This is a genomic window from Marinagarivorans sp. (assembly GCF_982758155.1).
The window spans coordinates 510-15,296 of the sequence record NZ_CEXWTU010000112.1 but is presented as its reverse complement, the minus strand read 5'-3'; the positions used below and the strand labels follow the sequence as shown (position 1 = coordinate 15,296).

Sequence of the window (14,787 nt, the reverse complement as noted above, 5' to 3'; positions counted from 1 at the left end):
CAGGCAGCACCCGAACTAACCGAGGCGCCTCGCGTGATCAGCGAAGAAGTCGCCTACCTCATGGATTCAATGCTTCGCGATGTTGTCCGCCGCGGCACAGCGACCAAGGCCAAAGTCCTTAATAGAAGCGACCTAGCAGGGAAGACAGGTACAACCAACGGCCCTACCGACGCTTGGTTTTCCGGCTATGCTGGCGGACTAGTCACAACGACATGGGTCGGGTTTGATGACAACCGCAACTTGGGGCTTCGCGAATTTGGCGGCTCAGCAGCGCTACCCATCTGGATTGACTACATGCGAGATGCCCTCGAGAATCGACCGGAATACCGCCTACCCCAGCCAGCCGGCATTGTTTCTGTGCGCATCAACCCCGAGACAGGCGAACGCGCCAGAATCGATGACCCCGATGCCATTTTTGAAGTATTTAGAGCCGAAAACGCACCGCAGGCCAAAAAGGAAGCGCAGCAAAGCATTCCAAGCAATGCAATCCAATATCATGAAGAAGTTTTTTAATACTGCTTACTGCCGACTTTTCAGAGCCGCTATTCGAACCGCCAATGGCGGATGAGCCGCAAATGCACTGCCAAAACGCCCAGAAAAGCCGCCCTCGATATCAGCCTGGAACTCTCGACGACGCGAAAACCACGCAACAATCATACTCGCCAAAACACCTAACACCATTTCAGCTACAAACGTTGCGATGTAAAAACCAACCCCATGCCCACTGCTACTTCGGTTAATAGCACGATCGACCACGTGGCCAATAATACGGGCAAAGAACATAACAAAAGTGCTCCCCCCCCCTGAATTAGCGCCAGAGAGTTAAACTCGCCACTAACATAACTCCCAAGTTAGCTCCTAAAAATAGTGCAATCCGCATCATAATTCACAACCTCACAATGCTATTTAATTTTCATGCAGTCAAAAACGATTTAGCAATGCTCCCTTATAACGGTTACAACAACACAAATCTCAAGACAAAAAAAAGGCTGCAAATGCAGCCTTTTGAACACTTAAACTATCAAGTGAATACTATTTTGCGCGCTTGCGCTCATTCTCAGTTAGCAATTTCTTACGAATACGAATGCTTTCCGGCGTAACTTCCACCAGCTCATCATCCTCGATGAATTCGAGAGCCTGCTCAAGAGTATGCTTAATAGGCGGAACAAGTGTCAAAGCCTCATCAGTACCTGATGCACGCACGTTCGTTAACTGCTTACCTTTAATCGGGTTAACAGCCAAGTCGTTATCACGAGAGTGAATACCAATCACCTGACCTTCGTAAATATCAACAGCATGCCCCAAGAACAATCGACCACGGCTCTGCAAGTTAAACAACGAGTAAGCTGCTGTTTTACCCTTAACCATACTTACCAGCACACCGTTTTGACGACTCACAACATCGCCCATTTTAACAGGACCGTAGTGATCGAAAATACTGGTCATAATTCCTGAGCCAGACGTCATGGTTAAAAACGCACCACGGAAACCAATTAAGCCACGCGAAGGAATCATGAACTCCAAGCGAACACGGCCTTTACCGTCGGGCGTCATATTTGTAAGCTCACCTTTACGCAAGCCAATCTCTTCCATAATCGAGCCTTGATGCTGATCCTCAACATCGATCACAACCTGCTCATAGGGCTCTTGAATCTCTCCATCGACCAAGCGCTGAACAACTTCAGGGCGAGAAACACCAATTTCAAAACCTTCACGACGCATGGTTTCAATCAATACTGACAAGTGCAATTCACCACGACCAGAAACAATGAATTTATCTGGCGTATCGCCCGCTTTAACGCGTAAAGCTACGTTGTGAATCAGCTCTTGATCCAAGCGATCTTTAATATTACGCGTAGTAACGTACTTACCTTCCTTACCTGCAAACGGTGAGTCGTTCACAATAAAGGTCATACTTACTGTTGGCTCATCAACACTCAAAGCAGGCAACGCCTCAACATGCTCGGGATCGCACAAAGTATCCGAAATACTTAAGCCGTCAATACCATTAATACAAACAATGTCACCCGCTTGTGCGAGCTGAGTCTCAACCTGCTCCAACCCTAAGTAGCCTTTAACGTTAAGCACTTTACCCTTACGCTCTTTACCGTCAGCTGACTTAACAATAACTTGCTGATTAGGCTTAAGGCGACCACGGGTAATACGACCAACACCAATAACGCCAACATAGCTATCGTAAGCCAAGGCAGAAACTTGCATTTGGAACGGAGCTTCGGGATCAACCTTAGGGGCAGGGCACTGATCAACAATCATCTGATACAGCGGATTCATATCTTCCGCCATCTCTTCAGGGTTTAAACCGGCAATTCCATTAATGGCCGAGGTGTAAACCACAGGGAAATCAAGCTGCTCATCAGTAGCGCCCAATGAATCAAATAAATCAAAGATCTGATCCATTACCCAATCAGGACGCGCACCCGGACGGTCAATTTTGTTGATAACAACAATAGGGCGCAAGCCTTGCTCAAATGCTTTTGAGGTTACAAAGCGCGTTTGCGGCATAGGCCCATCAACGGCATCCACTAATAAACACACACTATCAACCATCGATAATACGCGCTCTACCTCACCACCAAAATCGGCGTGACCAGGGGTATCAACGATATTAATGCGGTAATCATTCCACTGGATGGCCGTATTTTTAGCCAAAATGGTAATTCCGCGCTCTTTTTCTTGGTCATTAGAATCCATAACACGCTCAGCACCTTGATCCTTTCGGTCGAGGGTGCCAGACTGCTGGAGTAATTTGTCTACTAGCGTGGTTTTGCCATGGTCTACGTGGGCAATGATGGCAACATTGCGCAAATTATCTATCACAGAACACCTCAAGGAGTGTAAAAAAGACTGACTTTCGGTAAGAGCAGCTATGCTTGCTCTTATATGGAATAAAAGGAAGGGGCTAGAACGTTTTTCCGGCGCGCATTATAGCTATCTATCGCCTCCGGCGATAGCCACCATCCAACCTTTGTCGCATCTCTCTTAAGGTATGTTTGACAATCTTACAAATTAATCGAATACTTGAGCTATTACTAGGCCAACACCTGACCTGGCAACCTACAATAACGAATAGCGCAAAAGCGCAAACCCTTGGAGATAACAAAGTCATGAAAAAGCTATTGCTGATCGCCCTTTCTACCTCTCTGGCCATGGGCGCTAACGCTGCGGACGACAAGAAGTTTTACGCTGGCGCCGCCGGAAGCGCCTGGAAAATGTCTGACGACTCAACGGGCAGCGCCAACTTCAACCTATCCGCACTTGAGGGAGCTTTTGGCTACGAAGCGCTTCCTTGGCTTGCAGTTGAAGCCCGCGTGGGCTTTGGTGTAGGACGACAAACTGAAGATATAGGCTGGAGCGGCTACTCTTTAACCGAACTTAGCGCTCCCACAACCGAAGACCCTGACGCCAAAGAGCCAGGGGTTCGCTATACGAGACTTGAATCACCAGTCAAGGCTGAGCTAAATTACTACGCAAGCTTTTATCTTAAGCCTCAAATCAAAAACGATACCGCTATTTTCTATGGCTTGATTGGCTATACCGTATTTGACTCAGAATTTAGCGTTGCACCAAGCACCCTTACCCAGTCTGAGTATGCAGGAGAAATAGACAAGCCCGACGAGTGGATTTACCGCAACGGAGCATCAAGCATCAATAGCGATTCCGCTGGTGAGTACTCAGAATCAGAAGGTTCATTCTCCATGGGTGTTGGCGTTGGCTTTTACTTTAAAGAGCACTACGTTTTCAACATTGAGTACAAAAACTTAATCCAATCATTACCCGTCGGCGACAGCGATACAACGCTGCGAACTAACGGCGTTACTCTTGGCATCAACTACAGCTTCTAATACCTGCCGTTGATTAAAGTGCAATAAAAAAGCTCCTTCTGGAGCTTTTTTATTGCCCACTCACTTAACGAAAAGATCTGAATCACTAAGACTCCCGTAAAAGCTAACAATTCCCTAAACTTCGCGAAGAGCAACCAAACAATGTGGATCAAAACATTACTACTCAGCGCCCCTCTCTTAATACCCTACGGCGCCAATGCAGAATGCCCAGAAGCCTTTGACAATACAATACGTAAACTACACAGCAAAGAAAGCGCAAATTTATGTGATTTACATAACGCAGGCAAAGCAACACTGGTCGTTAACACTGCCAGCCACTGTGGATTCACCAAGCAATTTGCAGGCTTAGAAGAGCTACACAAAAAGTACGCGAAGCAAGGCTTAGTGGTTGTAGGTTTCCCCAGCGCGGACTTTAGGCAAGAGGAGAAAAGTGAAGAAGGTACCGCCCGCGTTTGCTACGAAAACTACGGCGTCACATTCGTCATGTTTGAACACAGCGCAGTTAAAGGCGACAAAGTAACGCCAGCATTTAAATACTTGGCAGCTAAAACACAAAAACCTAGCTGGAATTTCAACAAGTACCTTGTAGACAACAAAGGCCACGTTACCCACTTTGGCAGCATGACAACACCACTAGACTCCAAGCTTGAAGAGGCCGTCCAGCAATCACTCAGCTTTTAAATCCTAAAATACAGCGCCGCACTAAGGGGCGAGCACGGAATAAGTTGCTGGAATTTGGGTTTGTGGGTGCTTGCTTGGCAAGGCCAAAATATGACGTAATAGCCGGCTATTGCAAATATTTTTAACGAAGGCAAGCCTGCACCTAGGAATTCAAAAACGGAAAGTTATTTCATTCACGCCCCTAAGGCCAGCCAAACATCCCGCCACCACCATCGCGGCGCTGCACCTCACTTTTAGCCCCCTTATCTTCCAGCATATCGTAATCGCTCACCTTTCCGGCACTACCACTAACATCGCACGACACCCAATAATCTCGCATATCTGTCGCCTCAGGGCCCGCCTGCATCGTAGCCGTAAAAAACACCTTATACTCCCCCGAACGCTGCTCCCAACGACTCGAGTGATCGTCTATAGTCAAGCGCTTCAAGCGAGGACCATAGCGCTGCCGAGTGAAGGATTCACACTCCAACAAAGCATCGGTAAAGGTAACATTGCGATACCCCTTACTCCCCACCATAAAGTGCTGCATATAGAACCACGACGCAATAGCCACACAGAGAATCAGCAGCGCCATCACTAGTGCGGTACGTATGTTCTGATTAGCTTTTTGCTCTCGAGCCATATGCGCCTTTCAACTAGGATAGGAGGCGCCCAGCAAGCAGCTGCCTCAATTATTCCGGACGGTACACCGCAACATTACGATGATTTTCATCCTTCAAATAGGATGCGTGCAGCTCGCTCATAACCCCTCGATCACAGAAAAGTAAGTAGCGCTTAGTTGCGTCCAACTTAGTGTAAGCCTCATTTAAATTATAGAAGGGTATCTCAAGCACCGCCGAATCCAAGACCAGCGGTTTAACCTCAACCTCATCAGGATGGCGAATATCAACTACCACATCACCCTCTTGCGGCTCGGCCACATAATCCACCTGCGACTGCCCCTTCTCCACATCAGCCATAACGGTATCAATTAGCTGCGCTTTAGAATTCTCGAGCGCCTCATCCAATACCGTCATATCCATCGCAGCCTCCGCCTCTTCAACTTTGTACAAGCGAAGGGAAGCAGAAGGCTTAACCGATATCACACCGCAGTACTCTGGAATACTCGCCGCTAACGCTTCAGCGCCGATATGGCGCGCCTCGTCAATAATGTCACCTTTATTCATAAGCGCCAACGGGCGCAAAACCAAGGCATTAGTAGCTTGATCGATACACTTAAGGTTGGTTAGGGTTTGACTCGAAACCTGCGCTACGGCCTCACCGGTAACCAACGCTTCTGCCTTAGCGCGCACCGCAACTTGCTCGGCAGCCCTAAGCATCAAACGCTTCAGCACCACCCCCATGCAAGAAGGGTCGACTTTTTCAAGAATTTCTTTAACGACGCCTTCGAAAGGCACCGTCACAAACTTAACGCGGTGCGACGAACCAAAACGGTGCCAAAGGTAATATGCCATTTCTTTTACGCCCAACTCATGGGCCTTGCCACCTAAGTTAAAGAAGCAGTAGTGCGTCCGCAATCCGCGTTTCATGCAATAATAACTCGCTACCGTAGAGTCAAAACCACCCGAAATTAGCGACAGAACAGCACCTTGCGTCCCGATAGGAAACCCGCCCAACCCCTGATGTTTATCCTCGATCACATACAACACATCACCCCTTAACTCGATATGGACCGTGATATCAGGATTATGTAAATCGACACCCGCCGACTCAAAGTGTTGATTCAGACCTCCACCGACGTAACGCTCCAACTCCACCGAGGTGAAATCTTGAGTACCCGTTCGCTTAGCCCTTACGCAGAATGTATTCCCTTTCAGCTGCGCCCCCCAAATGGAAGCCGTATCTTCGTATGTTTTATGTAAATCTCCGGCCTCAAAAGTCCGCACGCGCGAAAAATTGGCAATACCGGGAATCCCTGCCAACAAACGCGTCATAGCAAGCGCGGTTGCATCATCCTCATAACCTCGGACATTAACATCCAACTTATCCCAGTCCTGCCTTACCCGCGCAGACTCAAATTCTCGGCGTACAATAATCCGAATATTATCAGCCAACTGCCGAGCCATTCGCTTACGAACAGAAGGACTCTTGATAGTTATTTCAGGAAACAAACGAATAATGAAATGCATAAAATCACCAAAATGATGCGTAAAATATAAAATGCACCAAATAGATACACTAAATTTAAGTAAAAAGAGCTCGTCAGCTCGAGTTTCGAGCCTGCCCGGCCAAACGCTTATTATGGCATACAACTTGCCCTTCAACCGCCACCTGTTGTCTCTTGCTAATTGCCCCATAAACACTTAAATTGTGCGGCCGAAAGCCAGTGATAACTCGCCCTGACTTTTTAAAATTACAAAAAACGTTTGGACCATTACGGAGGCCACCAATGTCAGAGAACACTCTGAATCTGATTAAAGAAAACGAAGCCCGCTGGGTAGACATGCGCTTCACCGATACCAAAGGTAAAGAGCAACACGTCACCATTCCTGCATCTGAAGTGGACGATAGCTTCTTTACTGAAGGCAAAATGTTTGACGGTTCTTCTATTGAAGGCTGGAAAACCATTAACGAATCAGACATGATCCTTATGCCTGACGACAATGCCTCTTTAGTTGACCCATTCACCGAAGAGTCTACTGTTATCGTTCGTTGTAACATCGTTGAGCCAACGACTGGCCAAGGTTACGAGCGCGACCCACGTTCTATCGCGAAACGCGCAGAAGAGTACTTGGCTTCTACCGGTATCGGCGACACAGCATTCTTCGGCCCAGAGCCAGAATTTTTCGTCTTTGACGATGTAAAATGGGGCGCTGACATGAGCGGTGCTTTTTACAAAATCAATTCTGAAGAAGCAGCATGGACCAGCGGCCAGAAAGTAGAAGGCGGCAACTTAGGTCACCGTCCTGGCATTAAAGGCGGCTACTTCCCGGTTCCTCCTGTTGATTCATTACACGACATTCGTGGCGCTATGTGTAACGCGATGGAAGCCATGGGCTTAACCATCGAAGTTCACCACCACGAAGTCGCCACTGCTGGCCAATGTGAAATCGGCGTTAACGCCAACACTTTGGTTAAGAAAGCGGATGAAGTTCAGGTACTTAAGTACTGCGTACATAACGTTGCTCACGCCTACGGTAAAACAGCGACCTTTATGCCTAAGCCTTTAGTTGGCGATAACGGTTCTGGTATGCACGTTCACCAGTCAATCACTAAAGACGGCACCAACCAGTTCGCTGGTGATGTTTATGCTGGTCTTTCTGAAATGGCATTGTTCTACGTTGGCGGTGTTATTAAGCACGCAAAAGCATTGAATGCTTTCTGTAATGCTTCGACTAACTCTTACAAGCGTTTAGTTCCTGGCTTCGAAGCCCCCGTTATCTTGGCTTACTCAGCCCGTAACCGCTCTGCTTCTATCCGTATTCCTTACGTGACGTCGCCTAAAGGCAAGCGTATCGAAACTCGCTTCCCTGATTGTACTGCTAACCCTTACTTATGCTTCTCGGCCTTGTTAATGGCTGGCCTTGACGGCATCAAGAACAAGATCCACCCTGGCGATTCAGCGGATAAAGATTTATACGATCTTGAGCCTGAAGAATTGGCAGAATACCCAACAGTTGCCTCATCTTTATCTGAAGCCTTAGACGCTCTTGATAACGATCGTGAGTTCTTGACTGCTGGTGGCGTATTCACCGACGACACTATCGATGCCTATATCGACCTGAAGAAGCAAGATGTAGAAGCGATCAACATGACAACTCACCCACTTGAGTTTGAATTGTACTACAGCGTTTAATCTGCACTTTCGCAGGTAAAACGAAAAGGGCGCCATAACGGCGCCCTTTTTTGTGCCCGCTAGCTTTTGGCTCAACCTCAGGGACAAGGAAATAATATTTCCCCCACTAAGGGGCGTGCATTAAATAACTTCCCGTTTTTGAATTCCTGGGTGCACGCTGCCTTTGTTAAAAATATTTGCAATAGCCGGCTATTACGCCATATTTTCGCCTCGCTAAGCAAGCACCCACAAACGCAAACTCCAGCAACATATTTCGTGCACGCCCCTTAGCCTCTGCCAAAAAAAACGGCAGAACCTCGAATTACTTATTAACCTGCAGCCCACCGTCGACTCAATAATAAAAAATCAATCTACTCACTACAATCATTAGGATTACACTATGTCAGTACACTTTGCCAAACCTCGCCACTTACTGGCGGCAGGGGCACTACTGTGTTTTGCCGCATGCAATGTACATGCACTCGATGCACTTAAACCTTTACCCTTATTACAAGAGCGAGGAGCAACACAGCCCAATACTCTGTCGACAGTAAAGTCCCGCGGGAATAACTTAACTCAAGCCGCTTTTTTACAGGGCATTAAAACAGAGCAAGAAATTGCCTACGACATGCCCATTAGCTACGCCGACGGTACCATTTACAACCCGGCCACAGGTAAACACGACCGCGTAAATTTACGTTCGTATAACAGCCAATTTATAGCACCGACCGTGGTAATGAAGCCCGGCCAAACCGTGCGTTTTAATATTAAAAACCAGTTACCCGCCCAAGGTGACGAGTGCGTCACCGCCGATTCGAATACACCGGCGCCAGATGGCTGCTTTAATGTGACCAACCTGCATTCCCACGGTTTGTGGATATCACCTTCGGGCAACAGCGATAATGTATTAATTTCCATTAACCCCGGCGTTAATTTTGAATACGAATACAATGTACCCAGCGACCACCCCGCCGGTACTTTCTGGTACCACCCGCACCAACACGGCTCGACTGCCATGCAAGTGGCCAGCGGGATGTCCGGCGCGCTAGTCATTAAGGGAAATCGCTACCCATCAAAAACCAGTAATGGCGACCTAGATACTTTATTAAAATCCTTTGAGCCCAAAGCCGGTGTCCATACAGAGGTGAAATTATTACAACAAATTCCTTATGCTTGTTTTGACGAAAGCGGCAATATTAAAACCCAATATGAAACCACACCTGCCGACGGCATTAACCCTTGGGTTTGCGAAGAGGGCGATGTAGGTATTGTAGAAAATTTCTCAGCTCAGGTTGGCAGCCCCACAGCTTGGGGGAACTCTGGCCGCTACACGCTAATCAATGGCCAAGCTCGCCCAGAAATTATCATGAACACCGCCCAAGTTTACCGCTGGCGCATGATCGATGCCGGCTTTAACGAAACCGTCAATTTACGCATTCGAAAAATCGGGGATACTACAAAGCTATTATCTTTTGCCGCCTCTAATCAAGATAAGCAAAGCGAAGTCAACGCTGCGTGTAATGGTCTGGATGTAGAACAATTTGAAGTCGCTGCCGATGGCCTAACACATCAAAAAATCATCAGTAAAATAACCAATGTATTACAGCCCGGTTACCGTAGTGACATACTCTTTACCCTACCAGAAAAAGGGTTTTATTGTGTTTACGATGACTCATCAACAGCCGATGCCTCTGTAAGCGCAAGAAAAGAAAACGCCAAAGTATTAGCGATTATTGATGCGCGTGGAAAACGCACCGTAGACAATCAAAAAATCTTCATTAAAAAACAATTGATTAAAGCCGCTAAAAAACAACCCGCCAGCGTACGCAAACAAATTATCGCAGACCTCAAGAATTTTGAACTAACGAAGTTTGTTCCCCACGCAACGATTACCGATGCCGAAATTGCGGAATCAGGCTTACAACCAGAAGAAGTTGTTTTTGACTTAATTCCCGGCACCAATGAACCCACACAATTTTTAATTAACGGCGAAGCCTATAGCGGTTCACGTGTGGACCACACGCTAATACTGGGTAATGCACAGGAATGGAATCTGAGTTCACTTAATGTCTCTCACCCGTTTCACATTCATGTTAACCCCTTCCAAATAGTCAGTATTAAAAACAATACCGGCGGACCAACAGACCCACAATTTGACAACTTGATTGGCACTTGGCGAGATACCCTCATGGTCATACCTGGCTATGACATCACCATTAGAACAAGGTATCAACGCTACATCGGCGAGTACGTACTTCACTGTCATATTCTAGAACATGAAGACCAAGGCATGATGCAAAATGTAAGCGTTGTATTACCCGACGGCAAAGGTGGCGCGCAAAAATCAGGTCACCACTAAACCTTGAATATCATGTCACTTTCAAGGTGGTGGACTCCCACCACCTTCCGAAAAATAAGGATAAAATATGAAGTTAAAATATAAGACAACTCAACGATGGGCCTTATTGGTAAGCGCGATACTACTAACGGCTTGCCAATCAACTCCGCAAATCGAATCAGACGTGGGACAACAGAATAATAGCGCCCCGCTTAGAGTAAGCACTGAAGAATTGCGAGCTAATCCTGCCATGCTAAAATCGATTGAACACGCCTTCGAGGTTATGCGTAAAAATGGCAGTAAAGACCAAAACACCGTAGATTTTAAAACAAGCCTTGTTTTTTGGGCTAACACACACGGTTTTTTTGGTACCGGAGAAGGCGCCACGAGCTTAACCGATACAATTAAAAGGCGCCTGCCCGGTTGCTTACAAACGTTTACTTCGCCACCTTATTCCCATAGCGAAGCCGAAGCCGCTAAGATCTGTCAAAATTATTACGAGAGTGTCCAAACGCCTTACGCACCCAATGAGTTTTCTACTGGAATTTGGGGCACATGCCAACATACTCCAAGTTCAGGCCCTATTAGAAAAGAACCTCGATTTTTACCTTGGCATAGACTCTATCTTTATTATTTCGAACGTTCTTTGCGTAAAAATAGTGGTGATGAAAATTTAGCTTTACCATACTGGGATTATTTCGCGGCAGCCAACACTACGGACACTGGCCTTTATCTTCCAAAATTAGTTTCCGACGGTGGCAATACACAATTAAACCCCATGTTTGATCAATATCGCACGGCGGGCTTAAATCAACGTCAACAACTGATCGACCCCGATAATGCCAGCGCAACCGATGCTTTTAACGAACCCGATTTCGTGAGTTTCTCAAATATGCTAGAAGGCCAACCACACGGCAACATGCATTGCGCCGTAGGCAATGGCTGCTCTACGCCACATATGGGCTGGGTTCCCGTAGCCGGCAATGACCCCGTGTTTTACATGCACCATGCCAACATAGATCGCCTATGGCAGTGCTGGTTAAACGATAAAGCCAACGGCGCAACCATTGATTTACAATGGGCAAAAGATAATCTCGGGATGCCGGCTAGCTGGTATGACATCAGCTATCAATTTGTTGATGCCGACGGCAGTAAAGTGACAGCAACCATTGCCGATGCTTTTAGCCCTGAAGTATTAAGCGTTCACTACAGTAAAGAGTTCAACTGCCAATTAGAAGTCAAACAAGAGCAACTCATGTCGAAAAGCTTTATTGAGCAAAGCCACGCAGATTTTAGAGGCAGCGCGCAGCCTTTAATCGCGGGTAAAACAACACTGCTAGCTCGGCCATTAAGCGTAGACTTAATACCACAAACAATACAAAAAGATTCTCTTGAAGCCATCGCGCCCAAAAAACTCACACAAGGTACATGGCTAACACTTGAGAATATTAAAGTCGCCGAACTGCCTAACTATACCTATAACCTCTACATCAGCAGTAAACAGCAACCAGACAAGAAAGCTTTTGTCGCGCGCTTTAATTTCTTTGGTTTTGGTGACCACGGCCATCACGCACACCACCAGGATGGCTCATTAGGCTCGCACACGTATTATGTATCGGATGATATTGCCGAACTCAATATTTTATCTGTCGCGGATATTCAACTCCACTTTGTACCAAGCGCATATGTCATGGGCGCCGTTATTGATGAAACCGGAGATAGCGGTATTACCGTAGATGCTATTCGCCTAGAAACCATCAAATAAAGTTATTGGAGTAATGCCAAGCCCCTAATGAAGATTAGGGGATTTTTATCTAAAGCAAACAGAAAATACTCTCTACCCAGTATCAGGTTCACACCCTTCATAATAATTTCGGCTTTCTTACCGAGGCGCTTAAAGGGCTGCATGCCGGGGCTTAGGGGCGTGCACTGAATAAGTTGCTGGAATTTGGGTTTGTGGGTGCTTGCTTGACGAGGCGAAAATATGGCGTAATAGCCGGCTATTGCAAATATTTTTAACGAAGGCAAGCATGCACCCAGGAATTCAAAAACGGGAAGTTATTTAGTGCACTCCCCTTATATGGACATTGGTCATTAGGGTATGCAGGAGCTATACCGAGGCATGTAACGCTTTGAGCAACGAAGGTAAGGATGTCGAAATCAAGCCTTAGTGGATGAAATATTGTTTCCTCGCCCCTAACCTCTTTTAAAACTTAGCGACTTACTTGGTAATTTTTACCCCTGATTACAGCGCTATCGTTGCCAACAAGATATTTACCGTAATTATCGAACACCTCTCACAAATCTTAGAATTCACCGATATCGCCATAAAAAGTAATCACTCAAGATAGGAGACATAAATCAAAAAGTCATCTTCTTGAGGAGCAACGAAACATGGTGAAAAAACTTTTAGTACTCAGCGCGACTATCGCAATGGGTGCCTGCACCGCAACAAATAATGAAAGCAGTAGCACGGCAACAGTATCCAGTAGTCCGCAGGCGAGTTCAGCCATGCCCGTCAGTAGCGCTTCCAATACGGTTAGTTCTAGCAGTTCTAGCGCCGGGCTCGATATCGTTAATTGCGGCGGCAATAGTCTGAATGGTTCCAGCAATACTCCTATCCGTATTAATCAGGTCGGCTTTTTACCCAACGCTAAAAAAGTCGCGGTTATTGAAAAACCCGCCAACACTCAGTTTTATATTGCCCGCGCCAGCGACAACGTTAAAGTGTACTGTGGCGAATACAGCAGCGAAGCCACTTGGGCACCATCCGGCGAAACTGTTCGCATGGCCGACTTTTCCCCCGTAACAACCCCCGGCACTTATTACCTTGCCGATGTGGGCGGCCGTAAAAGTTATTCTTTTGAAATAGGTAATGCCGTATTTACAGACCTTGGTGAAGCCGCTTTAAAAGCTTACTATTTCAACCGTGCCAGCACCGCACTGCCCAGCCAATATGCCGGCATATGGGAGCGCGCAGCAGGCCACCCAGATACCAATGTTTTAGTTCATGCTTCAGCTACCTCCAATACCCGCCAGGAAGGAACGGTTATTTCCGCGCCAAAAGGCTGGTATGACGCCGGCGATTACAATAAATATATCGTCAATAGTGGCATTTCGGTTTACACCTTATTAGCCGCCTACGAACATTACACCGAGCATTTTAAAAACCTTTCCGTCAACATTCCCGAATCCAACGATAATGTGCCCGACATTCTTAATGAGGCCATGTGGAACATAGAGTGGATGGAGGACATGCAAGATCCCGACGGTGGCGTGTACCATAAATTAACCACCAAAAATTTTGTGGGCACGGTAATGCCGAACCAAACCACGGCCCAACGCTATGTGGTGCAGCGTACAACGGCAGCCACATTAAATTTTGCCGCCGTTATGGCGGTAGCCAGCCGTGTTTACGGCGATTTTGAACAAGCCTTTCCGGGTAAAAGTGCAGCGTATCGTCAGGCCGCTCTCGCCGCATGGAATTGGGCCGAAGCCAATCCTTCGGTTATCTACAGACAGCCCGCCGATATTTTTACGGGAACCTATGGCGACAGCACAGTGAGTGATGAATTCGCTTGGGCTGCAGCCGAGTTATATTTATTAACAGGACAATCTTCGTATTTAGAGCGCTTTAAAACAATAGATGCCGACGTAATTGCGCCTTGGTGGGGCGGTGTTGCCACACTGGGTTATATTTCACTGGCAGAACACGGTAAAGACATGATGTCTTCGGTGGATTACAACAACGTTACCGCAGGTTTAATTGGCGCGGCTAACGGTTCTGTAACCAAATATAAATCAACCGCCTACGGTGTACCGCTCGATGAAACCGCATTAGGTGGTGATTTTTATTGGGGCAGTAATGGCGCAGCAGCAAATCAAGCGCTGGTATTAATGGTCGCGAATAAACTCAGCCCCTCGGCAGATTATCTCGATGCCACTACATCCATTGTTGATTACTTATTGGGGCGTAATGCCACCGGCTATTCATTTATTACCGGCACCGGCGCCAAGCCACCCATGGACATTCACCACCGCCCCTCCTTCGCCGATAACATTGCAGAACCTGTTCCCGGCTTTTTAGTGGGTGGCCCTCATAGTCAGCAGCCAGAAACACCCGTTTGTGA

Annotated in this window: 11 protein-coding genes; 7 read left to right on the top strand and 4 right to left on the bottom strand. The window is 47.0% G+C overall.

Annotation, left to right across the window (positions count from 1 at the left end):
• Window positions 1–513 (top strand): penicillin-binding transpeptidase domain-containing protein (locus AC3A8L_RS12625; RefSeq protein WP_487962619.1); only part of this gene is annotated, 513 nt, incomplete at its 5' end.
• 6 nt (window positions 514–519) lie between these two features.
• Here AC3A8L_RS12625 and AC3A8L_RS12620 read toward each other — a convergent pair.
• On the bottom strand, window positions 520–783 hold the full coding sequence (locus AC3A8L_RS12620; protein WP_487962618.1) for a hypothetical protein: 264 nt from the start codon (window positions 781–783) through the stop codon (window positions 520–522).
• Window positions 784–1,032: 249 nt separating this feature from the next.
• Window positions 1,033–2,838 (bottom strand): translational GTPase TypA, encoded by a 1,806-nt coding sequence (gene typA, locus AC3A8L_RS12615; protein WP_487962617.1) that lies wholly within the window; start codon window positions 2,836–2,838, stop codon window positions 1,033–1,035.
• 173 nt (window positions 2,839–3,011) lie between these two features.
• Between typA and AC3A8L_RS12610 the strand changes: the two genes are divergently transcribed.
• Together AC3A8L_RS12610 and AC3A8L_RS12605 are read left to right on the top strand one after the other, a co-directional pair.
• A complete protein-coding gene (locus tag AC3A8L_RS12610) occupies window positions 3,012–3,863 on the top strand; it encodes an outer membrane beta-barrel protein (RefSeq protein ID WP_487962616.1) in 852 nt (283 codons plus the stop codon).
• Window positions 3,864–4,004: 141 nt separating this feature from the next.
• On the top strand, window positions 4,005–4,544 hold the full coding sequence (locus AC3A8L_RS12605) for a glutathione peroxidase (RefSeq protein ID WP_487962615.1): 540 nt from the start codon (window positions 4,005–4,007) through the stop codon (window positions 4,542–4,544).
• A 181-nt stretch (window positions 4,545–4,725) separates the two neighbouring features.
• Here the strand turns inward: AC3A8L_RS12605 and AC3A8L_RS12600 are convergent, their stop codons facing one another.
• Both AC3A8L_RS12600 and thiI read right to left on the bottom strand, forming a co-directional pair.
• Window positions 4,726–5,166: a hypothetical protein gene (locus AC3A8L_RS12600; RefSeq protein WP_487962614.1), complete on the bottom strand. Its 441-nt coding sequence runs from the start codon at window positions 5,164–5,166 to the stop codon at window positions 4,726–4,728.
• Between the two features lie 49 nt (window positions 5,167–5,215).
• On the bottom strand, window positions 5,216–6,673 hold the full coding sequence (gene thiI / locus AC3A8L_RS12595; protein WP_487962613.1) for a tRNA uracil 4-sulfurtransferase ThiI: 1,458 nt from the start codon (window positions 6,671–6,673) through the stop codon (window positions 5,216–5,218).
• Window positions 6,674–6,933: 260 nt separating this feature from the next.
• On the opposite strand from thiI, the gene glnA reads away from it, so the two are divergent.
• The 4 genes from glnA to AC3A8L_RS12575 all read left to right on the top strand — a co-directional run.
• Window positions 6,934–8,340, top strand: coding sequence for a glutamate--ammonia ligase (gene glnA, locus AC3A8L_RS12590; RefSeq protein WP_487962612.1), 1,407 nt, complete (start codon window positions 6,934–6,936; stop codon window positions 8,338–8,340).
• Window positions 8,341–8,719: 379 nt separating this feature from the next.
• Window positions 8,720–10,678: a multicopper oxidase family protein gene (locus AC3A8L_RS12585; protein ID WP_487962611.1), complete on the top strand. Its 1,959-nt coding sequence runs from the start codon at window positions 8,720–8,722 to the stop codon at window positions 10,676–10,678.
• Between the two features lie 67 nt (window positions 10,679–10,745).
• Window positions 10,746–12,422 carry a tyrosinase family protein gene (locus AC3A8L_RS12580; RefSeq protein WP_487962610.1) on the top strand — a complete coding sequence of 559 codons (1,677 nt, stop codon included), beginning with the start codon at window positions 10,746–10,748 and terminating at the stop codon, window positions 12,420–12,422.
• A gap of 629 nt (window positions 12,423–13,051) precedes the next feature.
• Window positions 13,052–14,787: glycoside hydrolase family 9 protein (locus AC3A8L_RS12575; RefSeq protein WP_487962609.1), on the top strand; the 1,736-nt coding region annotated here is incomplete at its 3' end.

Excerpts from the sequence above, each read along its gene's own strand:
- AC3A8L_RS12580 (WP_487962610.1), top strand. The coding sequence starts at position 10,746 with ATGAAGTTAAAATATAAGACAACTCAACGATGGGCCTTATTGGTAAGC.
- AC3A8L_RS12585 (WP_487962611.1), top strand. The coding sequence starts at position 8,720 with ATGTCAGTACACTTTGCCAAACCTCGCCACTTACTGGCGGCAGGGGCA.
- thiI (WP_487962613.1), bottom strand. The coding sequence starts at position 6,673 with ATGCATTTCATTATTCGTTTGTTTCCTGAAATAACTATCAAGAGTCCT.
- AC3A8L_RS12600 (WP_487962614.1), bottom strand. The coding sequence starts at position 5,166 with ATGGCTCGAGAGCAAAAAGCTAATCAGAACATACGTACCGCACTAGTG.
- AC3A8L_RS12605 (WP_487962615.1), top strand. The coding sequence starts at position 4,005 with ATGTGGATCAAAACATTACTACTCAGCGCCCCTCTCTTAATACCCTAC.
- AC3A8L_RS12620 (WP_487962618.1), bottom strand. The coding sequence starts at position 783 with ATGTTCTTTGCCCGTATTATTGGCCACGTGGTCGATCGTGCTATTAAC.
- glnA (WP_487962612.1), top strand. The coding sequence starts at position 6,934 with ATGTCAGAGAACACTCTGAATCTGATTAAAGAAAACGAAGCCCGCTGG.